The sequence below is a fragment of the Acinetobacter larvae genome, from assembly GCF_001704115.1.
Classification (GTDB): Bacteria; Pseudomonadota; Gammaproteobacteria; order Pseudomonadales; family Moraxellaceae; genus Acinetobacter; species Acinetobacter larvae.
This window is the reverse complement of sequence record NZ_CP016895.1, coordinates 2,281,663-2,307,444: the sequence shown is the minus strand read 5'-3', so window position 1 is coordinate 2,307,444 and position 25,782 is coordinate 2,281,663. Positions and strand designations below refer to the sequence as shown.

Annotated in this window: 18 protein-coding genes; 14 read left to right on the top strand and 4 right to left on the bottom strand. The window is 44.3% G+C overall.

What is annotated here, in order from left to right:
* Positions 1–5: 5 nt before the first annotated feature.
* Both BFG52_RS10375 and BFG52_RS10370 read left to right on the top strand, forming a co-directional pair.
* Positions 6–1,373: an HlyD family secretion protein gene (locus BFG52_RS10375; RefSeq protein WP_157758099.1), complete on the top strand. Its 1,368-nt coding sequence runs from the start codon at positions 6–8 to the stop codon at positions 1,371–1,373.
* Positions 1,366–2,946: an MDR family MFS transporter gene (locus BFG52_RS10370; RefSeq protein WP_067555703.1), complete on the top strand. Its 1,581-nt coding sequence runs from the start codon at positions 1,366–1,368 to the stop codon at positions 2,944–2,946. Before BFG52_RS10375 ends, BFG52_RS10370 begins: the two co-directional genes overlap by 8 nt.
* Before the next feature lie 208 nt (positions 2,947–3,154).
* Here BFG52_RS10370 and BFG52_RS10365 read toward each other — a convergent pair whose 3' ends face one another.
* The 4 genes from BFG52_RS10365 to betI all read right to left on the bottom strand — a co-directional run bounded on the left by BFG52_RS10365 (position 3,155) and on the right by betI (position 9,307).
* Complete coding sequence (locus BFG52_RS10365; RefSeq protein WP_067555701.1) at positions 3,155–4,630, bottom strand: alanine/glycine:cation symporter family protein; 1,476 nt, start codon at positions 4,628–4,630, stop codon at positions 3,155–3,157.
* Positions 4,631–5,327: 697 nt separating this feature from the next.
* Positions 5,328–7,037: a choline dehydrogenase gene (betA, locus tag BFG52_RS10360; protein ID WP_067555698.1), complete on the bottom strand. Its 1,710-nt coding sequence runs from the start codon at positions 7,035–7,037 to the stop codon at positions 5,328–5,330.
* A 148-nt stretch (positions 7,038–7,185) separates the two neighbouring features.
* A complete protein-coding gene (betB, locus tag BFG52_RS10355) occupies positions 7,186–8,658 on the bottom strand; it encodes a betaine-aldehyde dehydrogenase (RefSeq protein WP_067555695.1) in 1,473 nt (490 codons plus the stop codon).
* A gap of 31 nt (positions 8,659–8,689) precedes the next feature.
* Positions 8,690–9,307, bottom strand: coding sequence for a transcriptional regulator BetI (betI, locus tag BFG52_RS10350; protein WP_067555692.1), 618 nt, complete (start codon positions 9,305–9,307; stop codon positions 8,690–8,692).
* A 232-nt stretch (positions 9,308–9,539) separates the two neighbouring features.
* Here betI and BFG52_RS10345 point away from each other — a divergent pair, with 232 nt between their 5' ends.
* The 12 genes from BFG52_RS10345 (at position 9,540) to BFG52_RS10290 (ending at position 25,779) form a co-directional block, all read left to right on the top strand.
* On the top strand, positions 9,540–11,168 hold the full coding sequence (locus tag BFG52_RS10345) for a BCCT family transporter (RefSeq protein ID WP_081408685.1): 1,629 nt from the start codon (positions 9,540–9,542) through the stop codon (positions 11,166–11,168).
* 280 nt (positions 11,169–11,448) lie between these two features.
* Entirely contained in the window at positions 11,449–13,503 is a 2,055-nt protein-coding gene (gene betT, locus BFG52_RS10340) for a choline BCCT transporter BetT (protein ID WP_067555689.1), read from the top strand.
* 145 nt (positions 13,504–13,648) lie between these two features.
* The gene (locus BFG52_RS10335) at positions 13,649–14,575 is read left to right on the top strand and encodes a LysR family transcriptional regulator (RefSeq protein WP_067555686.1); all 927 of its coding nucleotides are present in this window, start codon (positions 13,649–13,651) and stop codon (positions 14,573–14,575) included.
* Between the two features lie 85 nt (positions 14,576–14,660).
* Positions 14,661–16,922 carry an FUSC family protein gene (locus tag BFG52_RS10330; RefSeq protein ID WP_067555683.1) on the top strand — a complete coding sequence of 754 codons (2,262 nt, stop codon included), beginning with the start codon at positions 14,661–14,663 and terminating at the stop codon, positions 16,920–16,922.
* A gap of 15 nt (positions 16,923–16,937) precedes the next feature.
* On the top strand, positions 16,938–17,132 hold the full coding sequence (locus BFG52_RS10325) for a DUF1656 domain-containing protein (protein ID WP_067555680.1): 195 nt from the start codon (positions 16,938–16,940) through the stop codon (positions 17,130–17,132).
* Positions 17,133–17,183: 51 nt separating this feature from the next.
* Positions 17,184–18,104 carry an efflux RND transporter periplasmic adaptor subunit gene (locus tag BFG52_RS10320; RefSeq protein ID WP_067555677.1) on the top strand — a complete coding sequence of 307 codons (921 nt, stop codon included), beginning with the start codon at positions 17,184–17,186 and terminating at the stop codon, positions 18,102–18,104.
* Between the two features lie 11 nt (positions 18,105–18,115).
* Positions 18,116–19,567, top strand: coding sequence for an efflux transporter outer membrane subunit (locus tag BFG52_RS10315; RefSeq protein WP_081408684.1), 1,452 nt, complete (start codon positions 18,116–18,118; stop codon positions 19,565–19,567).
* Between the two features lie 192 nt (positions 19,568–19,759).
* On the top strand, positions 19,760–20,869 hold the full coding sequence (pheA, locus tag BFG52_RS10310; RefSeq protein WP_067555674.1) for a prephenate dehydratase: 1,110 nt from the start codon (positions 19,760–19,762) through the stop codon (positions 20,867–20,869).
* Between the two features lie 6 nt (positions 20,870–20,875).
* Positions 20,876–23,131, top strand: a complete 2,256-nt coding sequence (locus BFG52_RS10305) for a bifunctional prephenate dehydrogenase/3-phosphoshikimate 1-carboxyvinyltransferase (RefSeq protein WP_067555671.1) — start codon at positions 20,876–20,878, stop codon at positions 23,129–23,131.
* A 212-nt stretch (positions 23,132–23,343) separates the two neighbouring features.
* Positions 23,344–23,721: a hypothetical protein gene (locus tag BFG52_RS10300; RefSeq protein ID WP_067559444.1), complete on the top strand. Its 378-nt coding sequence runs from the start codon at positions 23,344–23,346 to the stop codon at positions 23,719–23,721.
* 751 nt (positions 23,722–24,472) lie between these two features.
* On the top strand, positions 24,473–25,006 hold the full coding sequence (locus BFG52_RS10295) for a fimbrial protein (RefSeq protein ID WP_067555667.1): 534 nt from the start codon (positions 24,473–24,475) through the stop codon (positions 25,004–25,006).
* Positions 25,007–25,050: 44 nt separating this feature from the next.
* On the top strand, positions 25,051–25,779 hold the full coding sequence (locus tag BFG52_RS10290; RefSeq protein ID WP_067555664.1) for a fimbrial biogenesis chaperone: 729 nt from the start codon (positions 25,051–25,053) through the stop codon (positions 25,777–25,779).
* The last annotated feature ends 3 nt before the right edge of the window (positions 25,780–25,782 follow it).

The following is a 25,782-nucleotide window of genomic DNA, read 5'->3' as shown; positions in this document are numbered from 1 at the left end:
TGATTATGCGCTCCTCTCCAAATGATGAATCTACCACGGCGGCAGTGAATGCAAAGCACAGCGCAAGCGCTTCTGCTGATACTGTGACATCTGCCAATACTACAACACCCGCCAATACTACAACACCCGCCAATACTGCGACATCCGCCAATACTGCGACATCCGCCAATACTGCGACATCCGCCAATACTGCGACATCCGCCGATAATGCGACATCCGTCGAGCTAGGCAATGCACAGCATACAGCAAGTGCGTATCAGCATTCTCCCGAGCCGAATGATCCAGCCCAGCACGTTGCGCCGCGCAAGCCTAAGACCAAGATTGCTTTGTTTCTTGTGGGGGGAATGATGTTGCTCTTGGCACTGGCATGGCTATTTTATTGGTGGAATGATGCGCGCTATAAGGTCGAAACCGATGATGCCTATGTACGCGCCGATGTGGCTACGGTGTCGAGTCATATTGCAGGTTTTATCGCGGCTGTACAGGTTGAAGATCATCAATGGGTGCGCGCTGGGCAAGTATTGGCAACAATTGATGATCAAGATTTACAACAAAAACTCCAACAAGCACAGGCAGATGTTGATGCCGCACAGGCAGATGTCAATGCTGCGGTCAGCAAAATTCGCTATAACCAAGGGCAGGTACAACGACAAGATCATCTAATTCAACACGCCCAAGCACAGTATCAAGCCAGAATCAGTGATGCCGAATGGAGTAGACAACAGCGACAACGAGAGCAGTTGCTTTATCAGCAACAATTGAGTAGCACTGAACAGTTAGAACAAGCTCAAGCCAAGCAAAAGCGTGCTGATGCTGATCGTTTGGCGGCACAAGCCGCATGGCATGCCCAGCAGCAAGATCGCGGCTTACTCGGCTTAGAAGAGCAACATTTACAAGCCGAATTAGCTAAAGCACAGGCCGTTTTACAGCAACAGCAAGCACGCTTGCAACAGGCAAAAATTAATTTATCTTATCGGGAGATCATTGCGCCGATTTCTGGGCGTATTGGTCAGCGCCGTCTACGCTTGGGACAAACTGTTGCTGCCGGCACACCATTATTGGCGATCGTACCAGAGCAGTTTTATATCATTGCCAATTTTAAAGAAACCCAAATACAGGCGATGCGCAAGGGGCAAGCTGTTGATGTCAAAGTAGATGCCTTACATGGGCAGCATTTCAAAGCCTATGTGGACAGTTTGGCACCTGCATCTGGCGCCCAGTTTGCGCTATTACCGCCAGACAATGCAACGGGTAACTTCACCAAAATCGTGCAGCGTATTCCAGTCAAAATAGTCTTTGATGCCCAGCAAGATTTAACAGCATTGAAGTCGGGGATGTCCAGCGTCATTACAGTGGATACTCGCCATGACTAAATCTGCCATCGATCAAGTTGCTGCCAACGAAAAGGTGTCTTTACGAACTTGGGTTGCGGTGTTGGGAAGTGTGATTGGTTGTTTTATGGCGGGGATGAATGTCCACGTCACCAATGCCTCTTTACCTGATGTCCGTGGTTCACTAGGGGCAACCTTTGAAGAAGGTTCTTGGATTAGTACCGCTTATCTGGTTGCTGAAATTATTGTGATTCCCATGACGGGATGGTTGGTGTCTATTTTTGGCATGCGCCGCGTGTTGATGGTGGGAACAGCAGGCTTTGTGCTCTTTTCCATAGCCTGTTCCTTAGCACCCAATATTCAAATGATGATTATGGCACGTGCTTTGCAAGGTGCATTCGGTGGTGTATTAATTCCGCTGTCTTTTCAGTTAATTGTTACAGCGTTACCAGCATCAAAACATCCACTGGGCATGGCATTATTTGCTGTCGCAAACAATGTTGCGCAGGCTGCCGGACCCTCTCTGGGAGGCTGGCTGACGGACGCTTATTCATGGCGCTGGATTTTTTATCTGCAGGTGCCACCGGGACTCTTGTTGTTGGCGGCAATTGCTTGGTCAGTACGACCTGAAAAAGTCAAACTAGACCAGTTGAAATATGGCGATTGGTGGGGTATTGCCAGCATGGCAGTGGGCTTGTCTGCTTTGCAAATTATGTTAGAAGAAGGGGGGCGTTATGACTGGTTTGAGTCAAGTTTCATTGTGCAATGCGCAGTGGTTGCCGCAGCAAGCTTAGCACTGTTTACCTACTTGCAATTAAAGCGTGAACAACCGTTATTAAATTTGCGTTTGTTGGGACGTTATAATTTTGGTATTGCCAGTTTAATGCAGTTTAGTTTTGGTGCGGTGGTGTTTGGCGTCGTCTTTTTGGTGCCCAATTATTTTGCTGAAATCCATGGCTACAATGCACGACAAATTGGCTTGATGATGATTCCCTATGGGGTGATTCAGTTTGCCATGTCCTTTGCTACCCCCTATCTCATGCGCCGTATGAGTGCTCGTGTGGTGATCATTATGGGTTTTGCTTTTACTGCACTGGGCTGTTTAATGAATATTTCATTAAATGTAAATGCCGCTGAAAATGTCATTATTCCATCCCTCATCATCCGTGGCATTGGGCAATCTTTGGTGGTGGTGGCTTTGGGAGTGATGGCGATTCAAGGGCTAGAGAAGTCTCAAGTGGGCTCTGCATCGGGACTCTTTTCTATGGTGCGTAATGTGGGGGGTGCTATTGGCATTGCTATTTCTGGGCAACTTGTGGTGCAACGAAGCAAAGTGCATGAGCAGCACATCGGTGAATCCGTGACACCGTTTCAAGCCAATGTTCAAGATGGTTTACAGGAGTGGATGATGCTGTTATCACAAAAAAACCTTAACCCTTTACAGCTCTGGGATGATTTAGACACGGTAGATTTAAGTCAGCAAGCCTTGGCAATGCTCAATCAGATCATACAACGTGAAGCACTCTTAATGGCTTATAGTGATACTTTCTACTTGGCTGGTGTCGCCATGTTGCTATGTGTGTTGGCTGGCTTTGCTTTAAAGAAATCTGCTTAAGGTTACCGTTGCATAAGCGCAGCTGCGACACAGTGCATGCAGCCTAAAAAAGTGTTTGAAAATAGTTTATAAAACAGATCAAACCAAGTCGTTTAAAGCAAACAGATCCAATCCAACAGTTCTCAGCCAATAAAACAACAGCGCTGCTGTGGCAGCGCTGTTGTGGCATTTTAAAATGGTGTGGCAGGGTCACGACAGACCAAGACCATTACCAAATATCAGAATCTACTTTTTTCTTGAGCTCTGGATATTGCTCAATCTTAAAAACAGGTTCTTTAATACCGCGTTTTAATTGCTGAGTATAATCTTTGAGTAAGGTGCGTGCGATGGGAGTCAGCAGTAAAATTGCCATCAGGTTAATGGTTGCCATAATCCCCATAAAGAGGTCAGCCATATTCCAAACCACAGGGACACTACTGACCGCACCAAAATACACCATGGCTAAAACACATAGTCTAAAGAGCAACATGAGTTTGGGATTGCTATTGATAAATTGCACATTACTTTCAGCATAGGCATAATTCCCCAATACCGCAGAGTAGCAAAATAAAAATAATAACACCGCCAGTAAGTCACCGCCCCAAGCACCGATTTCGGTTTCTAAGGCGCGTTGGGTGAGTTCAACGCCAACAAAGCCAGCATCATGATATACCCCAGAAACCAAGATAATCATCGCGGTACAGGTACACACCAAGAAGGTATCGACAAATACGCCAAGCATCTGTACTAAACCTTGGTTGACGGGATGTTTGACATCAGAGGCTGCTGCAGCATTTGGTGCAGAGCCCATACCGGCTTCATTGGAAAATAATCCGCGTTTAAAACCTTGTAACACCGTAACGGAAATCATACTCCCAAAGAAACCGCCCGCAGCAGCTTTAAATTCAAAGGCTTCGGTAAAGATCAATTTAAATACGTCAGGTAAGAGCTGATAGTTACTGATCATGATATATAAAGCGATCAGGAGATATAACCCCGCTTTGATGGGAACAAACATTTCAGCAAATTTGGCTATACGTTTAATGCCGCCAAAAATGGCAATGCCAACCATGGCAACTAAAAGTAAACCGAGCCAAGACAGTTCAAATTGAAAACCGGCTAAAGACAGTTGCGGGTTATAACTCGACCAACCCCAAGAGTGATTAGATGCACCGACAATGGCATTAATTTGTACCGAGTTAAAAACAAAACCGTAAGTAAAAATCAGGGCAATGGCAAAGATAATCCCAAAGGTTTTATTTCTGAGACCTTGGGTAATGTAGTATGCAGGACCACCACGGAATTGTTTGTTGCTATGGTCACGCACTTTAAATAATTGCGCCAAGCTCGATTCAATAAATGCCGAACTCATTCCGAGTATGGCGGTAAACCACATCCAAAATACCGCACCAGGTCCACCTATGGCGATGGCAATGGCAACACCGGCGATATTGCCAACCCCTACACGACTCGCCAAACCGGTGACAAATGCTTGGAAGGGGGTAATACCATGCGAGTCTTTGACTTGCTTGCGACTCCCTTTCATAATTTTAAAACTATGTAGGAATAAGCGGATTTGTACTGCCTTGGTGGCGACCGTATAAAATATACCAACAAAAAGTAAGAATAGGACTAGAAAATCCCATAATGGTGAGTTGACCTTATCAATTGCATATAACAGCATTGTATTAACGGAATCATTCATGTGGTTAATACATCCATATTTGATGAGTTAATTTTAAAGTCTATCAATGCAGCCATCGTATAAATAAACATAGCTTGTTTCAATGCTGCAAAAAATTCAGCGGATTATAGAGTAAACATATAATCAAAGATATATTTTGGCAGTCGATGATATTATGCATTTGCTCAAGCAAAGCTGGTGAAATAAGGCGTTGTCACAAAGATCGTACTAAAAAATATTTATATTTTATATATTTATAAAGCATATTATTCATTTACTTAGCAGGGGGTTGGGGTAAATTTTTTTTGTAACTGAGACAGTTAAATGTTCTAAAAATAATCATAATATGCTGTTTATTTTGCATATATTATCTAAGTTTGCGGTAGATTAATTTGAAAAAATCAATACCTGATTAGAATGTCCTAATATCTATTGGGCTCACATAATATGCTCAAGCAAAACATGGAATAAAACTGAATAAACCCGAGGGGCGATTATATAGGATGAGTTGTTGCTGATAAATTGTGTTTGATGGCTTATTTTTGATGACTTATTTTAGATGAATCCTATTTTTACAAAGAATATATAGGACTGTATATAGCGAGGGCAGTATATACAGAGGATCAGGTCAGGCATTGAGTAGAGTGCCAACACAAAGCGCTGAATGCAGGGATCTCATTCAGCGCTTTGCAGCAGCAAAGCTTAGGCGATTACTGTTTTATTTCAACATCGTCGCTGGATCAAACTCTCGTTGTGGCGCAGCACGGACAGGACGACCATCGGCTTTGAAATAAGGGGCGTTTGAAGGTGGCAAATGTTTGTTGCGGATCACGTCAGCAATTTTCTCACCAATCATAATGGTCGTTGCATTGAGATTACCAGTAATAATCAATGGCATAATCGAGGCATCGACCACTCTTAACCCTGTAACGCCATGTACACGACCTTGTCCATCGACGACCGACATTTCGTCATTGCCCATTTTACAGCTACAAGAGGGGTGATAGGCCGTTTCCGCATGGTTGCGGACAAAGTCATCGAGTTCAGCATCTGTTTTTGCCAATTTCCCCGGACTGATTTCACGACCACGAAATTCATCTAAGGCGGGTTGATGCATGATTTCGCGTGTGATTCGAATCGCATCGCGGAATTCTTGCCAATCCTGTTCATGAGACATGTAGTTAAACAGAATACTAGGGTGGTCATGCGGGTTGAGGGATTTCAAACGAATACGACCACGTGAAGGCGAGCGCATTGAACCAACATGGGCTTGGAAGCCATGCTCATTGACCGCATTTGAGCCATTATAATTAATCGCTACAGGCAAGAAATGGTACTGAATATTAGGCCATTCAAATTCTGGACGTGAACGAATAAAACCACCTGCCTCAAACTGGTTGCTGGCACCAATACCTTGTCTTAAGAAGAGCCATTCTGCGCCGATTTTGGGTTGGTTATACCACTGTAACGCAGGGTAGAGTGAGACGGGTTTCTTACACGCGTACTGTAAATACATTTCTAAGTGGTCTTGTAGATTTTCCCCTACGCCAGGCAAATCTTGTACCACGGCAATGCCAAATTCATCTAATAGATTTTTAGCGCCGATTCCTGAGCGTTGTAGGATTTGCGGTGAGGCAATCGCGCCGGCACAAAGTAAGACCTCACGTTTGGCACGGACTTGAATTGGATTTGGATTCGTCCCTTTTAGATATTGCACAGCAATAGCTTGCTTGCCTGAAAATAAAATTTTATCGGTGGTGGCATGTGTTTCAATGTGTAGATTAGGACGCCCTTTGGCTTGATCTAAATAGCCACGTGCCGTGCTGGAGCGACGACCTTGTGGGGTCACTGTACGGTCCATTGGACCAAAACCTTCTTGTTGATAACCATTTAGATCATCTGTGCGTGGATAACCCGCTTGTACACCAGCCTCAACCATGGCATGGAAGAGGACATTGTTGTTATTTTTGGGGGTGGTGACACTGACTGGACCTTCACCGCCATGGTAGTCATTGGGACCAATATCACGGGTTTCAGCTTTACGATAATAAGGCAGACAATCGGCATAACGCCAATCTTCTAAGCCATCCAAAGTTGACCATTGATCTAAATCCATCGCATTGCCACGAATATAGCACATGCCATTAATCAAAGAAGAGCCGCCAAGCCCTTTGCCGCGACCGCACTCCATGCGACGATTATTCATATACGGTTCTGGGTCGGTGAGGTAGGCCCAGTTATAACGACGACCTTGTAAGGGGAAAGCCAATGCCGCTGGCATTTGTGTGCGAAAATCTAAGCGGTAATCAGGACCACCGGCTTCCAGCAGCAGTACAGTACAATCGGCATCTTCGGTTAAACGTGTTGCCAGTACATTACCCGCAGATCCGGCGCCAATAATAATATAATCGTATTCTTTCTGGCTCATCATCTTATCCTTTTTCATTCATGGAGCATGTCTATGCCAATCAGACCCAATACAACATGCTCATATGCGCTGTCTTTAAACCAGCTGCTGATGATTGCACTCTCGGCAATCATGCAGCTGTGGACGGATACTCAAACGTGGAAAACGTTTAGAAAATTGATTGGAATTCACCCATTTCGACTTGGATGGATTTGATACGGGTGTAATGTGCCAGTGTGTCTAAGCCATTTTCACGACCAACACCGGATTGTTTATATCCCCCGACTGGCATTTCAGCAGGAGACTCACCCCAGGTATTGATCCAGCAAATACCGGCTTCGAGTTGATGAATAATACGATGGGCACGGCTAATGTCTTGAGACACCACCCCAGCGGCCAAACCATAAATACTGTTATTGGCACGCGCAATCACTTCCGCTTCGCTGTCATAGCTGAGGATGCTCATCACTGGACCAAAAATTTCTTCCTGCACAATGCGCATGTCATCTGTACAGTCGCTAAAAATGGTCGGCAGTACATAAGCGCCTTGCGCCAAGGCACCTTCTGTTGCACGCGCACCACCGCATAATAGGCGCGCACCTTGTTGTTTGCCTATTTCGATATAGCGCAGTACATGCTCCATATGTTGGAAGCTGTTGACCGGACCAAAGTTGGTCTTGCTGTCCAGTGGATCACCAAGACGAATATTCTGCACACGGGCGAGCAAGGCTTGCTCAAAGTCATGTTGCATGGCTTTGGGAATAAAAACCCGTGTACCATTGGTACAGACTTGTCCTGAACTAAAGAAGTTTGCCATCATGGCGATGTCAGCGGCTTTATTGATATCGGCATCATCACAAATCACCAGTGCAGATTTTCCGCCTAGCTCCATGGTCACTTCTTTGAGCGTAGAGCCAGCTGCGCTAGCCATAACTTTTTTCCCGCTGGCAACACCACCAGTAAACGATACTTTTTCAATATCTGGATGCTCGGTTATCCAAGGACCGATTTCTCGTCCAGGACCTTGTACGACATTAAAGACACCAGCCGGTAAACCAGCTTCGGTATAAATTTCAGCGAGTTTAAAGGTGCTGAGTGGGGTTGACTCACTCGGTTTAAATAACATGGCATTGCCTGCGGCCAAGGCTGGTGCTGATTTCCACATTGCAATTTGGATGGGATAGTTCCACGCGCCAATCCCCGCAACGACACCGAGTGGTTCACGGCGGGTATAGAAAAAGCTGCTATCACGTAATGGTAATTGTTCGCCATGAATAATAGTGGTCAAACCAGCATAGTATTCAATGACATCTGCACCTGTGACGATATCGACAGTAGATGTTTCGGAGATGGCTTTGCCTGAGTCTTGGGTTTCAAGCAATGCCAGCTCGTCATTGCGTTCTCTTAAGATATCGACCGCACGGCGTAAAATACGTGAACGTTGCATGGCGGTCATGGCAGCCCATTGTTTTTGCCCTTCAACAGCACTGGCAACGGCTTTGTCGATATCGGCTTTAGAGGCGATCTGCACCTCAGCTAAAACTGCTCCATTTGCAGGATTGATACTCTGAAATGTTTTACCACTGCTGGCATCTACATATTGACCATGTATATATAACCGATAAGTAGGTATTTGACTCATAATATAGCTCCTGCATAAAGCACTGCGTTAATCAAGCGCTACGGTGTTGCGCGTTGTTGATCAACATATCTAAATAGTGATAGGCGACATCACGGGCCTGTTCGATATCAAATTTTTCAACCGCACTACCGATTAAACTGCCACGTAACCACAGCCCATCAATCAATGCTGCCAAACCAAAAGCCCCTCGTTCTGCTTGCTCTGCTGAGACCAGTTGTAAGAGGTGATGGCGTAAATTTGATTTCAGCCGTTGATCATTGATACGTTGTAGTCGGTGCAGTTCAGGCATATGCATACTGGCTGACCAAAAGTCGAGCCATAAACGCATCGAAATTTTATTGACCTGCGTGACGTCAAAGTTTGAATCAATGATCGCTTTAATCTGTTCGACCGGGGTATCTGCATATTCAGCTTTATATTGCTCAGTTTTTTGGCGCAGTATATTCAACATTTCCAGCATACAGGCATTGATTAAACCTTGTTTATCGCCAAAGTAATGACTGACGATACCGGTTGATAATCCTGCTTGCTTTGCGATTTTGGCGATGGTCATATTGGTCAAGCCTTGATCATGAACGACTTGAAAAGCCGCCTGCATAATCTCTTCTCGCCGAATATGTTCTGGCTTTACGCGTGACTTATTTAGCATGGTGTCCAATTAAACTAAAAAATACAAAACCGCATTTTATACGATATTGTTCCCGAAGATGGGATTGATTATAGACGATATTGATTGAACGTTCAATCAATGGGGTGTAAAATGCTTTCCTAAGCGGCTTAGATGCACTTTTACTGCGACGCCCTACAGGCAACTACTGGATCTATTACGCTTGCAAGGATTCTATGAAAAGCGCGATCTAAACGACCTTAGGAGTTAGATCATGTTGCAAAATAAAAAAACTGGTGTTGAACGGATACGATTAAACCGCTTCGTATTTTTCAGTTCGGCACTGAGTATTAGCGTTTTTGGCTTTATTTTTGTCATGTTTCCCGAGTGGAGCCAACACGCTTTACAAATCGCACAGCAAAAAACCAATGCCTTATTGGGCTGGTATTATGTTCTGGTCATCGTACTGTGTTTATTGTTTGTACTTTGGTTGGCGCTGTCCAAAGTGGGACATATTCCCTTAGGCAAGGATGGAGACAAACCTGAATTTAGCTATTTGGCTTGGACTGCCATGCTATTTTCATCCGGTATTGGAATTGCCTTATTGTATTATGGTGTTGCTGAACCGGTGGATCATTTTATGCAACCACCCGAAGGCAGTGGGGGCACCATTCAAGCCGCACGTGATGCCATGACCTATACTTTTTTACATTGGGGGGTACATGGTTGGGCACTCTATGCATTATTAGGCATTACGTTTGCTTATTTTGCATATCGTCGTAATTTACCCTTGGCATTGCGTTCAGCACTTTATCCGATTTTTGGTCAACGGATTTATGGCATGATCGGTGATTGTGTGGATGGCTTTGGTATCTTGGCGACAGTCATCGCCTTGGTCACCAATTTAGGCATTGGCGCTTTGGTGTTAATGTCGGGCTTACATTATTTAATGCCTAATCTTGCACAGACTGAACACAGTCTGATTGTTTTGGTGGTGGCGATGATGGCTGTTGCGACCTTGGTAACGGTTATTGGGATTGAAAAAGGTTTGGCGTGGTTATCGAGTATCAATATACGCATCTTGTGTTTGTTTTTACTCTTTGTCTTTGTGACCGGACCCACCAATCATCTGTTGAATAGTCTCATGCAAAATACCGGTGATTATCTCAGCAATTTTGTGCGTCTCAGTTTTGATTTGCATATTTATGATGCAAAAGCCAATGCTTGGCTGGGTTCATGGACGGTATTTTATTGGGCTTGGTGGATTGCATGGTCGCCATTTGTCGGGCTATTTATTGCGCGTATTTCTAAGGGGCGTACGATCCGCGAAGTGGTCTTGGGCGTATGTCTTATTCCACTGGGTTTTACCTTGGCGTGGTTGTCTATTTTTGGCAATACGGCTATCGACTTGATTTTAAATCATGGACAACAGGCTTTGGCCAGCTTAGCTGTACAAGATGCTGCCTTGTCATTATTTAAGCTGTTAGAATATTTACCTTGGCATCCATATGTCGCCGCAATTGTCGTGGTGATCTGTTTTATTTTATTTTTAACCCCGGTCGGTTCTGGCACCTTAATGGTGGCAAATTTATCTTGCCGTGGCGGTGAAAATGATCAAGATTCTCCGATTGCCTTACGAATATTCTGGTCGGTGGTGATTACCTTAGTCAGTATCGGGCTATTATTGGCCGGTAGTTTTCATGCCATGCAAAGTGCGGTGGTACTATGTGGTTTACCATTTTCAGTCACGATTCTGATGTATATGTATGGTCTACATAAATCTTTGCAACAAGATCCCATGTTTGCAGCACAAGACCATCGTGCCGATCTTGCATTGGCGGTGCAACCCGCTGCTGAAACTAAAACTGCATTGATGGCAAAAGTAAACAAGAAAGTGAGTTGAAAAGCAGTTTAGGCTTAAACTCAAGGTGATTCATTTTACATGGTGTTATAAGCCCTTCAGCTTCATCACTCAGCCGATAATGTACTGAGTGATGAAGCACATATTGATTGGTTGTTCAGTACCCACGTGGAAGGAGGTGTGGTTTTGTATGATTGATGCTGTGATAGCACATTGTTCTGTTCGACGTTAGTCGCCTATATGTTCATAAAATCTCTAATTATTTCGTCAATATTTACGCGATCAGCGTGATTTCATTATTTAATTTGCCCAAGAGGATCCTATGCAAAGTGACTCGACCAAGCACACATCATCTGGCAATTTTGTGCAAACCCAACGCTTAAACCGACCGGTTTTTTTTATTGCGGCAGGGTTAATTTTAATTTTCTCTTTTTTCACCATGCTGTTTAACCAGCAAGCGGCAGTATTACTGGATCTGGGTTTAGATTGGGTAAGCTCACATTTTGGCTGGTATTACTTTGTTGCCGCATCAATCTACATTATTTTTGTGATCGTTCTGGCTTGTTCACGTTATGGTGATATCAAGCTGGGTCCCAAACATTCGCAACCGGAGTTTAGTGTACTGAGTTGGTCTGCCATGCTCTTTGCCGCGGGGATTGGGATTGATTTAATGTTTTTCTCAGTCTTTGAACCGATTACTCAGTTTATGCATCCGCCAGTGGGTGATGCACAAAGTCTAGAGGCAGCACGTCAGGCGATCGTCTGGACAATTTTTCACTATGGGATTACCGGTTGGTCGATGTACGCGCTGGTTGGTATTGCCTTGGGCTATTTTGCCTATCGCTATAATTTACCTTTAAGTATTCGTTCTGCTTTATATCCAATCTTTGGCGATCGGGTGAATGGTTGGATCGGGCATTTGGTCGATATTGCTGCGGTTCTAGGAACAATTTTTGGGATTGCTACCACTTGTGGTATTGGCGTGGTGCAGCTGAATTATGGCTTAACCGTTTTATTTGGCTTACCTGAGGGCATGGGGTGGCAGATTATTCTGGTTGGTGTTGCGGTTACGATTTCTGTGGTTTCTGCTACGACTGGTGTAGATAAAGGGCTCAAGTTATTATCTGAGCTCAATGTATTTTTTGCGATTGGCTTAGTGCTATTTATTTTATGTTTAGGCGATAGTCAGTTTTTACTTAATGCTTTGGTGCTCAATACTGGGGATTATATGAGTCAATTCCCAGCCATGACTTTAAATAGCTTTGCCTATGCTCAAGATCCAGCCATCCAGCAATGGGTGAAGGACTGGACGCTATTTTTTTGGGCGTGGTGGATTTCTTGGTCACCTTTTGTGGGTTTATTTTTAGCGCGGATTTCCCGCGGGCGTACCATACGTCAGTTTGTCTTTGGTGTGTTATTTATTCCCTTTATGTTTACCCTGACTTGGGTCTCGGTGATGGGCAATAGTGCCTTATATGAAGCATTACAGGGGCACTTAAGTTTTGCACAGGAGATCTTGCTTAAACCCGAGCATGGTTTTTATCAACTTTTAGCACAATATCCTTGGTTTGGTTTTACCGCAGTGGTCGCTTTTATCACAGGCTTGTTATTTTACGTGACTTCAGCTGACTCAGGTGCCATGGTCTTGGGCAACTTTACTTATCAGTTGAGTGATGTCAACCAAGATGCACCGAACTGGATTCGAATTTTCTGGGCACTGACCATTGCCTTATTAACCATTGCCATGCTGATGACGGATGGGATTAGTACGCTGCAAAAAGCCACAGTGATTATGGGCTTGCCATTTAGTTTGGTGATGTTCTTGGTCATGTTTGGCATCTTTAAGGCATTCCGTTTGGAAGATTATCGTTCACAAAGTGCAACTGCCAATGCAGCACCAGTGGTCGGGAACGTTGATATTTTGAATTGGAAGCGACGCTTGAGTCGTATGATGCATTATCCTGGTACGGCATCGATGCGACGGATGTTGGATGAGGTTGCCAAACCCGCTGTAGAAGCAGTGGCGACAGAATTACGGCATAAAGGCAATCAGGTGTCTTTGCAGTTGGTGCCTTTAGAAGACAATGAACAGCTGTATCATATTGATCTCACTATTGATTTAAATCATGAGCAGAACTTTGTCTATCAGATTTGGCCTCGACGCTATATTGCGCCATCTTTTAGTATGCGCGCTAAAGTGGGTAAAGAATTTTACTATAGACTAGAAACTTTCTTGCAAGAAGGCAGTCAAGGCAATGACTTGGGCGGCTATAACAAAGAACAAGTGATCAATGATATTTTAGATAAATATGAACGTCATTTGACTTTTGTGCATTTGCAATTGTCCAATGCAAAACCTCGCTCAGAGGAACATTAAACTGAGGGTAGCATTGCGTGTGCTGTTGCATCAGCTTTACGCTATAACAGCACACTTTAGTCGATAGATTGACAGTACAGCTGGCTTGGTTATGCTGTACTGCGTTGTGTTTATACAAAAATGGTTTCTATCCCAGAGTACAGCTATGCGTCCTGATTTAAATTTACTCTATGCCTTAGATGCTTTATTGCAAGAAGGAAGTGTGGTGGGTGCTGCGAAACGCATGAATCTCAGCCCACCGGCAATGAGTCGCACGCTCAGTCGCTTAAGAGAAAGCACTGGTGATCCTATTTTTGTCCAATCTGGACGACAGTTGGTACCGACTGCGCATGCCTTACAATTGGCGAAGAATCTTCAGCCACTGATTCATGACGCAACACAGGTGTTATTGCCGAGTGATGCAATTGATTTAGCGCAACTCACAGATCAGTTTAATATTCGTGCCAATGATGTTTTTGTCGCCATTTATGCGCAAGCGCTCTTGAGTGCGATGCGCCAAGACATGCCCTTGGCGAGTTTGTGCTTTACGCCTGAAGAAGATGATGTAGATGATGAAGCCTTACGCAGTGGTCGGGTGGATTTATTTATCAGTGCAGCACGTCCGATGGGACATGAAATTCGTGTTCAGCCATTATTTAGTACCGATATGATTGGGGTTGCATGTGCCGATCATGCGATTTTTAATGCGCCGATTGATGCCACAGTATGGGCAAGTTATGCGCATATTGGGGTGTCGCGCCGTGGTAAAAGCCAAGGACCCATTGATCAAGCATTGGCTGAGCTGGGCTTAACACGTCATGTAGCAATGATTACACCAACTGCCAGTTCAGCTTTATTGGCTTTATTGCACACAGATTTGTTACTGACCTTACCGCGCCAGTTGGCTCTCTCTGCGCAAAGAATGGGGCTCAATATTGGTTGTTTCGAGTTGCCGGTCAGTCTGGGTCCAGTTGTGATTACGCAGGCATGGCATCCACGTTTACATTTACAACCAGGGCATCAATGGTTGCGACAAAAAATTCGTGACTTGACACGACAACCGACATTAAGCGTGCAGCAAACGCACGGCTGAGCTGCAAAAAAGCAACTTCTCCCTTCAAAAACCGACTCATATACTTGGTTTATCTTTTGTTAAGTCAAGATTATTGAGTCTGCATATGCGCATCAATTCTATCGCTCAAGCGCTTTGGCGCAGTCTATTGCATGGCGTTGTTGCTGTCATCAATGGGCTGGCGCAGCGACTTGATCTCACGACTGCACGTAGTGCCTATATTTTTCGTTCTATTCTGGCCGGCTGGCTGGCTTTAAGCATTGCCTATGCGCTGCAATTGGAGATGCCTTATTCAGCCGCATCTACCGTACTTTTAGTGATTAATCCTGTACAAGGCGCTGTGGTCGCCAAGGGTAAATGGCGTGTCATCGGGACTTTATTGGGGATGCTGGTTGCATTTTTATTGATGATTTTCTTTGCCCAACTGCCGTTGCTCTTTATCTGCGCTTTTGCACTTTGGTTAGCTGTTTGTGTGGCTGCCATGAGTGTGCTCAGGCATTTTTATGCGACCGGTGCTGTGGTTGCCGGCTATACCATTGGTTTAGCACTGTATGGTGCAATGGGGCATCCTCAACATAGTTTTGAGCACATATTGGGGCGAACCAGTACGGTGGTCATTGGTGTGCTGTGCTTGAGTGTGGTCACGATGTTACTGAGTCGTAGGCAGTTATTGCCAAAAGTACAGCAGATGTACCGTGCACAGATGCAGGCTGTGGCACAGCAGTTGGCGGCATTTTATCAGCATCATGCCAACCCTAGTGCGTCATTCGCTGCAACACTCGGTCACAGTGCTGTAAAACAGGGGCACAGTGCTGTAGTGCATGCAGATGAAACGATTGCAGCGATGCCATACCATGCCGACCCTGCGCAGTTGCGTGATATCTACGGTATTGATGATGTCTTGGCAGTCGCTGTTGCAGAGTCTAAAACGCTCGCTACACGTCAAGCTGTGATTCAAAGTAGTTTGGCACATTTACATTGGGTGCAGTTGCAGACGCATATGGCATTGCCCTATACACACCCACAGTTATCTGCTTATTTTTTAGAGCTTGCCGCAGCGTGGCAAGCTTGTGCAGCAGATTGCACTGTTACAAAGCCTGATACTCATGCGATCCAGCAACAACTTGAGCAAGCAGAAAAGCATTTTGTACAGCAGGTCACAACAGCCGCATCGGGTGTGGTCGATGCGCATGCCCATGGGCGATTGATTGACTTAGTGACGGTATTGCATCGTCATTTTGTCCATTACCGCGCTGCGCTGGATGGTTTACAGGTTTTACAGCAGGGCGCGCGACCCGGCAAAGTGCCGCGTATTCTTTTTCATCGTGATTATGTGGGCGCATTACGCAATGGTGCACGCGCTGCGCTGTGCTTATTTTTGGCGGGTATCTTGTGGTTGTATAGCGGCTGGCAATATGGCGACATGATGCTGTTGGTGGTTGCACCATACTGCGCGCTTCTGGCTACAGTACCACAATCTAGCGCAGTTGCAGGAGCATGGTCATTTGTTAAAGGCACAGTCTATGCCATTCCTGCGGCTTGGGTGTGTAGCTTTATGATACTGCCGCATCTTAGCGGTCTTCCTCTGCTATTGTTCGTGCTGGCTATTTTTTGGTTACCTGGCATTTATGCCACCAGTCAAGCGGCAACAGGGTTGACGGGCTTAGCTTATTTGGTGGCTTTTAATACCTTGGCTGCTGTAACCAATCCAATGCAGTATCTTTACCACGAGTTTCTAAATTTTAGTCTGGCCTGGCTATTGGCGACATTATTGGTTTGGTTGTGCTTTAAGCTGTTTTTGGCTCGTGATATTGGCAGAGACAGTGCGCGTTTATTGCTACAGATCACACAATACAGCACCGCACAATGGTCCTTGCATAAAACGGCACAAAGTCAACGCTGGCAATGGTTACAGCAACATCGCCTACATCAGCTCATCAGCTTTAATCAATCGAACCCACAGCACTTAAACAGGTTTTATCGTCAAGCCATGTGCTGCATCGAATTGGGAGATTGTTTGTTGCAATTACGCGCACTGTATCACAGCAAGAATGTATCAGCTCAGATAAAGGCGCAGCTTGCAGCTTTGTTGGCGCAGCAGCCACAGTATCGCCCTGACAGTCAAGAATTTATCAGTTCTTTAAGCTGTTGTTATAACGAGCTATTAGAAATAGTCAATGCACACCTGCACACAGAACAATGGGAAAAGCCAGCGCAGACAACATTGACCGCAACAGCACTAACCCGCGATGCCAGTGTATGGGCAAATAATTTTCATGCTGAGCCATCAAAGCTGTTGCTATGTACTGGCTTATTGCATCGCATCTTGGTGTTATCAAAAGCATATCCGCACATTTTTGCTGACTAGGTTGGAGGGAATTTTATGCTGACAGAAGTTGCAATTGCAGGCATTTATCTGCCGCCTTTTTTGATTTATTGCGTCGCAGCTTGGGCACTGATGTATGGCATACAAGGGGTACTCGGTTACTGGGCAGTTTTAGAAAAACTGTGGTTTCCGACCGCATTTGAATTGTCGTTAACCTGCATCGTCTTGGTCTTGCTGCTGTGGTGTTTATGAGTTTTTAAAAGCGTGTAGGGATGTTTGGGTAAGGTTTATAGAGTAGAAAATATGACACACAATCTAAAACAGCTCGGTCGTATGGTGGTGACTATTTTAGCCATCATATTGGCACTGAGTTTGGTCTATGCATTATGGCAGGCTTATGTGCTTGCACCTTGGACACGAGATGCCCGCGTCAGTGCTCATGTGACGCATATTGCGCCTGAGGTTTCCGGTACGGTTGCACAGCTTCAAGTTGAGGATAATCAGTTGGTACAACAAGGCGAATTATTATATCGCTTAGATCCGAGTCGCTTTCAACTGAGCGTTGCACAAGCCCAAGCGGCTTTAGATGAAGCACGTTTGCAACTGCAACAACGGCATAGCGAAGTACAGCGGCGCCGTGGTCTAGAAGACATTTTGGCAAAAGAGGAAATTCAGCAAGCACAGCATGCCGCGGCATTGGCCCAAGCCAGTGTGCAAAAGGCAACGATTCAATTGCAAGAAGCACAGTTAAATCTACGACGGAGTGAAATCCGAGCTCCTGTTACTGGCTATGTTACCCATTTAACCTTACATCAAGGCGATTATGCACAAGCCGCAAACCCTAATCTTGCCTTGATTGATCAGGATAGTTTCTGGGTAACGGCTTATTTTGAGGAAACCAAGCTCAAACAGGTCAAGCACAATAGTCGTGCTCAGATCAAACTGATGGGCTCCGATCAAATCCTCAGTGGTCGTGTGGTTTCGATTGGTCGCGGTATTGCGGATAGCAATGATCATGTCAATGCCGATGGACTGGCCAATGTCAATCCCAATTTTAGTTGGATTCGTTTGGCACAGCGCATTCCAGTGCGGATTGCCTTTGACGCCGTTCCCAAGGATGTCGTGCTGGCAGCTGGCATGACCTGTAGTGTTGACCTTGCCAATGCAAAGCAGCACAACAGCTTACAAGGACGTTTAATTGGTTGGGTACAACAGTGGATTTAAAGGGGGAAGATATGCGTAATCCGATAGAACGTATTGGCAGATTAAAGGTTAAATCTGGGGCGCGTTATCCACTCTTGGTGTGCTGGATGATTTTATGCCCAGCCTGCCGGATGCTCGGTCCAGACTATGTTGCACCCACAGCGCAGAATTATCCGCAGCAGTGGACGCAACACGCAGCACATCCTGTTCAGCAGGATGGCAAAGATAGAACGGCGTGGCAGCAATGGTGGCGGGGTTTTAATGATCCAGTTTTAAATCAGTTACTTGAGCAGGCTTTCGCTGCCAATCAAGATATGGCAATTGCGGCACAACGCATGGTACAAGCCCGCGCACAACGTGATCTTGTGGCCAGTCGTAGACAATGGCAGGTAGGTGGACAAATTGATCTAAAGTCACAGCGCAGTGCCAAAGCTTTGCAAGATCCACCCGGTATAGGGGGTTCACAAAGTTATCGTTTGGGCTTGGATGCCAGTTGGGAGATCGATGTTTTTGGACGGCAGCGTCGCGCGCTTGAAGCCGCAGATGCTGAGCTCGACGCTTTTATGGCCGATCAGCAGACTGTAAAGTTATTAGTATTGGCAGAGGTTGCCAATCGTTATATTGAGCTGCGTCGTATACAGCAACATATTCAATTGGCACAGCAAGAGCAAAAGATTTTGGCACAGCTAGAGACTTTTGCTCGAAAATCGTATCAACAGGGTTTGGCGAGTCGTTTGCCGCTACAACAAGCCGAGATTGAAAAGCAAATTTTGCAAGCCAAACAAGCACAGTTAGCTGCAGATGAAGCCGAAACAGGTCATGCTATCGCGGTATTGTTAGGTGGTTTTAGTCAAGACATACAACAAAGCTTGCAACAAAATTATGCTCAGCTGCCGCAATTACCGCCATTGCCCGAGACCGTACCCAGTCAAATGTTACAGCATCGCCCCGATATCCGTGCCGCAGAACGGCGTTTGGCCGCAGCATCGGCGCAGATTGGGGTTGCTGACGCTGAGCGTTTTCCTCGTTTTGTAATTCCCTTAAGTTTAGGCAGCGCGGCGAGTCATTTTGCTGATCTTTTTAGTGCAGATAGTATTTTTGCTGCCCTAGGGCTCGCGATGCAATCTCATATTGATGATGGCGGTGGCAAACAAGCCAAGCTTCACTATGCTGAAGCTGAATACCGCATTCAGGCTTTGGCCTATGCGCAGGGGATCCGGGTGGCATTTCAAGATGTGGAAGATCATATCAGCCATCTCAATGCTGCAAAGCAGCAACAGCTGCAACTGCAATTGGCTTTCACCCAAAGTAGCCAAAGTTTGTCGCAGGCGAAACGGTTATATCAACGGGGCTTGCGACCTTATCACAGCGTACTGGAGCTATCGCGGCAGCATATACTGCTTCAACAGCAGTTGCTGAATAGTGAAGCCAGTTATGTGCAACAGGGTATTGGTTTATACAAAGCCTTTGGCATGGGTTGGTAAAGCCACCTTAAAACATAGGATACGATGTTGGTAAAACAGGATTTTGCTGAAACTGAATGTTATATCACTCAGCTAAAACTGGGTTAAATATCATATTCTTCAGTGTATATGCAGCTATTGCACAATAACTTTAACTCAACTATTGTTATACTGCTTTATATCTGACGTATTTTTTTTAAAGGCATATTCCCCATGGTTCATGATGGTCATCAACAATCGACACCGCTTGATCTGACGTCGATTCGCAATGAAATAGATTCAGTTGATCAACAATTACAACAACTCATCAATCGCCGTGCAACATTAGCTGAGGCTGTGGCCAAAGCCAAGTTCGCTGCCGAAGAAGATCCGATGTTTTATCGACCAGAACGTGAAGCACAAGTGTTACGTCGTGTGATGGAACGCAATGATGGTCCCATTTCTGATGTCACCATGGCGCGTTTATTTCGTGAAATCATGTCTGCTTGTTTGGCCTTAGAAGCACCGCAAAGTATTGCATTCCTTGGACCAGAGGGGACTTATACGCATTCCGCAGTACTCAAACATTTTGGTCAAGATGCTTTGGTGCGTCCATTGCCAACCATTGATGAGGTTTTCCGTGAAGTCGAGGCGGGCAGTGCGCATTATGGTTTGGTGCCAGTAGAAAACTCATCTGAAGGCGTGGTCAACCATACCCTAGACTGTTTTAAAGCATCACAATTGCATGTGATAGGTGAGGTTGAGTTACGTATTCACCATCAGTTTTTGGTATCAGGCAATACCCGTAAAGACAGCATCAAACAAATTTATGCCCATCAACAAACGTTGGCACAATGCCGCAAATGGCTAGATGCACATTATCCGGGCGTAGAACGTGTGGCATTAAGTTCAAATGCCGAAGCTGCGCGGCGTATTCGCAATGAATGGCATTCTGCGGCTATTGCTTCCGATGTGGCGGCAACCTTATATGAATTAGAAATTTTACATGGCAATATCGAAGACAATCCGGAAAATACCACGCGTTTCTTGGTGATTGGTCGTGAGAAGGTTCCGCAAAGTGGCAATGATAAAACCTCATTGTTGATTTCTGCACATGATCGTGCCGGGGCTTTATTGGAAATTTTGGCGCCTTTTGCCAAACATAAAATCAGTCTGACCAGTATCGAAACACGTCCAGCATTACCTGAAAAATGGGCTTATGTGTTCTTTATCGATCTAGAAGGGCACATCGAACAAGAGCATGTTCGTGCTGCAATTGAAGAAATTCGCCCGATTGTCAAAGAAGTCCGGGTATTGGGGTCTTACCCACAGGCGGTGTTATAAGCCGTGATGAGCACTCCTTTATTTGAAAAAGTCGCTTTTATTGGTTTAGGCTTGATTGGTTCGAGTTTGGCACGCGTCATCGCCGCTCAACATTTGGCAAAGCAGGTGGTCGCCTGTACTCGTTCTGCTAAAACTTTGCATGATGCACAGCAACTTGGCTTAATCGATGCCGGGTATCATCAAGCTGCCGAAGCGGTCGTTGCTGCGGATCTAATCGTATTAGCCATCCCAGTTGAATCAACCGCAGCGATTTTAGCTGAAATCAAGGCTGTGGTTGCACCTCATGCCATCATTACCGATGTAGGCAGTACCAAGGCCAATGTCGTTGCTGCCGCACAAGCAGTTTATCCCGAGGGATTACCTGCAGGTTTTGTGCCTGGGCATCCGATTGCCGGTGCTGAACGTACTGGTGTGCATGCTGGTAAGGTTGACTTATTTGCACAGCATAAGGTGATCTTAACGCCTTTGCCCAGTAGTGCAGACTGGGCAGTTGCAAAACTAACCCAGCTTTGGCAGGCAGCACAGGCTGAGGTTATTTGTATGGATGTCGATAAACACGATGAAGTGTTGGCACATACCAGTCATTTACCTCACTTACTCGCTTATGCGTTGGTACAACAGCTGGTCAATCGGGAAGATAATCTCGATATTTTCCGCTATGCGGCGGGTGGTTTTCGAGATTTTTCAAGAATTGCCGCCAGTGATCCACAGATGTGGCACGATATCTTTTTTGCCAATAAAACCGCTATCTTAAAAGCCGTAGATGGTTTTAGCACACAGTTGGCAGCGCTCAAACAGTGCATTGAAACAGAGCAACGCCAAACATTAATTGGGCAGCTTGGACATGCCCAAGCCGCAAGACAACATTTTAATCATATGCTTGCGCAGAAACCGCTGATGGAGAAACACAACGTGGCACAACAATTTACCATTTTGCCTGGCGCACATCGTTTTCAAGGCAAATTTAGCGTACCTGGTGATAAGTCAGTGTCGCATCGTTCGATTATGTTTGGTGCAATTGCCGAAGGTACGACCCATGTGACAGGCTTCTTAGAAGGTGAAGATGCCTTAGCCACTTTGCAAGCATTTCGTGATATGGGTGTGAGTATCGAAGGACCCAAGAATGGTGAATTAACCATTCATGGCGTCGGTATGCAGGGGCTCAAAGCGCCTGCCAGTGCTTTATATATGGGCAACTCAGGCACGGCAATGCGTTTGTTGGCTGGGCTATTGGCTGCGCAATCCTTTGACAGCGTATTGACCGGCGATGCCTCTTTGTCGAAACGTCCCATGGAGCGTATTGCCAAGCCTTTACGTTTAATGGGCGCACAGATTCAAAGTACTGGTGAGCGCGGCACACCGCCGTTATCGATTAGCGCTCAGCCAGCGCTGCAAGCCATCGACTATGACCTACCGATGGCATCTGCACAGGTCAAATCTGGTATTTTATTGGCTGGTTTGTGGGCACAAGGTACCACCACAGTCACTGAACCAGAGCCAACCCGTGATCATACTGAACGCATGTTACGTGCTTTTGGCTATGAAGTGAAAACCGAAGGCAATCGGATTTCATTACAAGGTGGCGGTCAGTTAGTTGCAACAGATATTCAAGTGCCTTCAGATATTTCTTCTGCAGCATTCTTTATGGTTGGTGCTGCGATTTGCCAAGATTCTGATATTACTTTAGAGGCAGTGGGGATTAACCCAACGCGTACAGGCATTATCGAAATTTTAAAACAAATGGGTGCAGATTTAACGGTCAGCAATGAACGTATTGCTGGTGGCGAGCCTATTGCTGATATTCGCATACGTGGCAGCCGTACTTTAAAAGGTATTCATATTCCTGAAGATCAGGTGCCGTTAGCGATTGATGAATTCCCCGCATTATTTATTGCCGCTGCCTGTGCACAAGGGCGTACGGTTTTAACCGGTGCAGCTGAACTACGTGTCAAAGAATCTGATCGGATTCAAGTCATGGCAGATGGTTTAATTCAAATGGGGATTGATTGCACGCCAACGGATGATGGCATCGTCATTGAAGGCAAGGGGAAAGATGGCGATTGGTCGGCTATTTTTGCCGGTGCTGAAATTGAGTCCCATCACGATCACCGCATTGCGATGAGCTTTAGTATGGCGGGTCTACGCAGTTATGAAACAATTCGTATTGTGGGCACAGAAACCGTTGCGACCAGTTTTCCAAGCTTTACGGAACTCAGCAAGCAAGCGGGTTTGGAGATTCAGGTGCATGAGCTGACCGAATGATAAGTTGCATACCCGCTATAAGTTGTATATAGGAACTCGCCATATAGGCTGAATACAACTGTGATGCCAAAGCTGGTCGGCATGCCATGTTCAAACTGCCTATCTTGAAAATTGTTTAAAAATATTGTAATCCGCCAAGTTTTGACTTGGCGGATTGCGTTTATTTCCGTATGCTTAATCCATATAAAAATTATGCTATTATGGGAGAGCATATGAAAAAGTTAGAATTTTCAGCAGATCCACAACAGCTCACCGCACTAGGATCTGGCTCGGCGTCATTAAACACCCAAAATTATGTTGTCGATTTATTAAGTCAACAATTACAACAACAAGGTTTTGTCACAGCACGAGAACATGCTTCAGATCAGTTTGAAGTGTCACTGACGCAGCCAGAAGTATCCTTTCAAATCAACTGCCAGCCTGATCAAGCGAGTGGGCGCATGAGCTGTCAAATTACTTTATTACATGCAGAGGATCAGGACTGGTTCGATAAAATTACCGGTCAGAGTGTACTAAGGCAATTGAAATACGCGATGGAAAATAGCTTAAAGCTGCAATCAGCCTTTAGTGCTTTTGAGTGGAAAAACTAACAATTGCGCTGTAAATGATCGCTATCACGGCGGTGTCTTATCTGTGCTCATCTGAGATGCATTGTGAATCATATCGGCTTGTGTCCGGCAATGCTCACTGATCATTTGCGCGCGAAATTCACCGCCTCCCAACAATAGCAGTGGTCATAATAACTGATCAGCCAAAAAAGCATCTGCGACAGCTGGGCTATCTAATAAGTCTAATTTTTAGTTTTAAATTTTATTTTAAGGAGTTGTTTAAATAATCCCTTAAAATATTTTCTCCTTGCAGTTTATATTTATATTGAACTGTTTTTTTATTTATAAATCGAAAATATTTATTCTAATTATTCTACAAAAATTATAAATCCCTTGTCTTAATGTGTTATTCATCTAAATATACAAATATCTCTATTAAGATAAATTTAATAGTGTTTGGATTAAAATGTATATTTAAAATGAAAATAAAAAATCAAAAAACTTAAAATCAAAAAAATAGAATAAATTACTTTCGCAATGAGTATGGTGTTTTATTAATAAAGCGTGATTTTTATCACAATTATTTGATTTTAAAATAGTGATAAATACCAAGAAATAGTGATTTTTTAACAATAAAAAAACATATTTAATATGAAAAGTATCGAAAAGATACATGAGTAGTGATTTTGAGTGATATTCGAAATCTGGTTTTTAAATCATGAAACTATATTGGGTCGCAAACTAAATTTATAAATATAGTTGAAGTGAATAATCTATTTTGAGAGATTTTAAAATGAAAAAATTAACATTATCTTTGGGTGTGTTGACTGCATTGTTGGCAGCAAATTCTTCATTTGCAGCTACAACAGGAAGTGTATATATCAATGGTAAAATAGAAGGGCAAACATGCCGTCTTACAGACGACAGTGTAACTCAACATATTAGAATTCCTACAGGTTATACGCGTGATTTAGGGAATGCTGGCGATGTATCACCTCAGCAAGAAAGATTTGCAATTAAGATTATTGAATGCGAAAAAAATGTTACTGCTGGTATTCGTTTTGATCGTACCAATGTTGAAGCAAATAATGCTGGTACTTTACGTAATATTTACCAAGGACGTAATGCAGCTAAAAACGTTAATATCCAATTATTACATGAGGATAAACCGATTAACCTTGCTGCTCAAACCCAAGATCATTATCTCACCACAATAACATATGACGATACGATTAATTATCAATATGCTGCGCGTTATTATGCAACTGCACAAGCAGAGCGTGGTGAAGTTCGTACCTTAACTACATTCCAAATCGATTATAAATAATCTTAAGTTGTTGGCTTAATTATTTATATTTTTGAAGGTGCGATATGTTTGCAAAACCATTATTGAGCGCTGCGAAACTACTGGCTGTAATGGCAGTATTTTCTACAGCACATGCAGGAATTGTGATTGGTGGAACACGAATCGTGTATCCCTCTAATCAAAAGACCGTAACGGTTCAGGTTAAAAATCAGGGTAATAATCCTGCATTAATGCAAACCTGGATTGATAATGGTAATGCAGATCTCGCACCGGATGAAATAGACGTGCCATTTAGTGTTATGCCGCCGGTGAGTCGGATTGACAGTAAGGTGGGGCAAAATATTAATATTAGTTATTTAGGTGGAAATTTAGCAGAAGACCGCGAATCTATTTTTTGGTTAAATGTTTTAGATATTCCAGCTATGCCCAATAAGTCCGATATTGATGAAAATAGCGCAGTGATGCAAATTGCGGTGAGAAGTCGAATTAAATTATTTTATCGACCTGCTCATTTGGAAAAAGATGCTGAATATGCAGCTGATAAAATTGTCTGGCAAGTTGTTGCCAATCAATTAATCATAAAAAATCCTACAGCCTATTATATGAATATTTCTAGTATTGATCTGGAATTAGAAAATGACAATAAAAAAGAGATATTAACTGAAGGTGCCATGATAGAACCTTTTTCGGAACAGCATTTTCCTATAGAGAATGTTCATTTTAAAAAATTTAAAGCAAATATGATCAATGATTTCGGTGGTATTTACAGCCTAGAGGTTAATCAAGGCAATTAACTG

Bases quoted from the DNA above. Each gene is read 5' to 3' on its own strand.
- BFG52_RS10375 (WP_157758099.1), top strand. From the start codon at position 6: ATGCGCTCCTCTCCAAATGATGAATCTACCACGGCGGCAGTGAATGCA.
- BFG52_RS10370 (WP_067555703.1), top strand. From the start codon at position 1,366: ATGACTAAATCTGCCATCGATCAAGTTGCTGCCAACGAAAAGGTGTCT.
- BFG52_RS10365 (WP_067555701.1), bottom strand. From the start codon at position 4,630: ATGAATGATTCCGTTAATACAATGCTGTTATATGCAATTGATAAGGTC.
- betA (WP_067555698.1), bottom strand. From the start codon at position 7,037: ATGAGCCAGAAAGAATACGATTATATTATTATTGGCGCCGGATCTGCG.
- betB (WP_067555695.1), bottom strand. From the start codon at position 8,658: ATGAGTCAAATACCTACTTATCGGTTATATATACATGGTCAATATGTA.
- betI (WP_067555692.1), bottom strand. From the start codon at position 9,307: ATGCTAAATAAGTCACGCGTAAAGCCAGAACATATTCGGCGAGAAGAG.
- BFG52_RS10345 (WP_081408685.1), top strand. From the start codon at position 9,540: ATGTTGCAAAATAAAAAAACTGGTGTTGAACGGATACGATTAAACCGC.
- betT (WP_067555689.1), top strand. From the start codon at position 11,449: ATGCAAAGTGACTCGACCAAGCACACATCATCTGGCAATTTTGTGCAA.
- BFG52_RS10335 (WP_067555686.1), top strand. From the start codon at position 13,649: ATGCGTCCTGATTTAAATTTACTCTATGCCTTAGATGCTTTATTGCAA.
- BFG52_RS10330 (WP_067555683.1), top strand. From the start codon at position 14,661: ATGCGCATCAATTCTATCGCTCAAGCGCTTTGGCGCAGTCTATTGCAT.
- BFG52_RS10325 (WP_067555680.1), top strand. From the start codon at position 16,938: ATGCTGACAGAAGTTGCAATTGCAGGCATTTATCTGCCGCCTTTTTTG.
- BFG52_RS10320 (WP_067555677.1), top strand. From the start codon at position 17,184: ATGACACACAATCTAAAACAGCTCGGTCGTATGGTGGTGACTATTTTA.
- BFG52_RS10315 (WP_081408684.1), top strand. From the start codon at position 18,116: ATGCGTAATCCGATAGAACGTATTGGCAGATTAAAGGTTAAATCTGGG.
- pheA (WP_067555674.1), top strand. From the start codon at position 19,760: ATGGTTCATGATGGTCATCAACAATCGACACCGCTTGATCTGACGTCG.
- BFG52_RS10305 (WP_067555671.1), top strand. From the start codon at position 20,876: ATGAGCACTCCTTTATTTGAAAAAGTCGCTTTTATTGGTTTAGGCTTG.
- BFG52_RS10300 (WP_067559444.1), top strand. From the start codon at position 23,344: ATGAAAAAGTTAGAATTTTCAGCAGATCCACAACAGCTCACCGCACTA.
- BFG52_RS10295 (WP_067555667.1), top strand. From the start codon at position 24,473: ATGAAAAAATTAACATTATCTTTGGGTGTGTTGACTGCATTGTTGGCA.
- BFG52_RS10290 (WP_067555664.1), top strand. From the start codon at position 25,051: ATGTTTGCAAAACCATTATTGAGCGCTGCGAAACTACTGGCTGTAATG.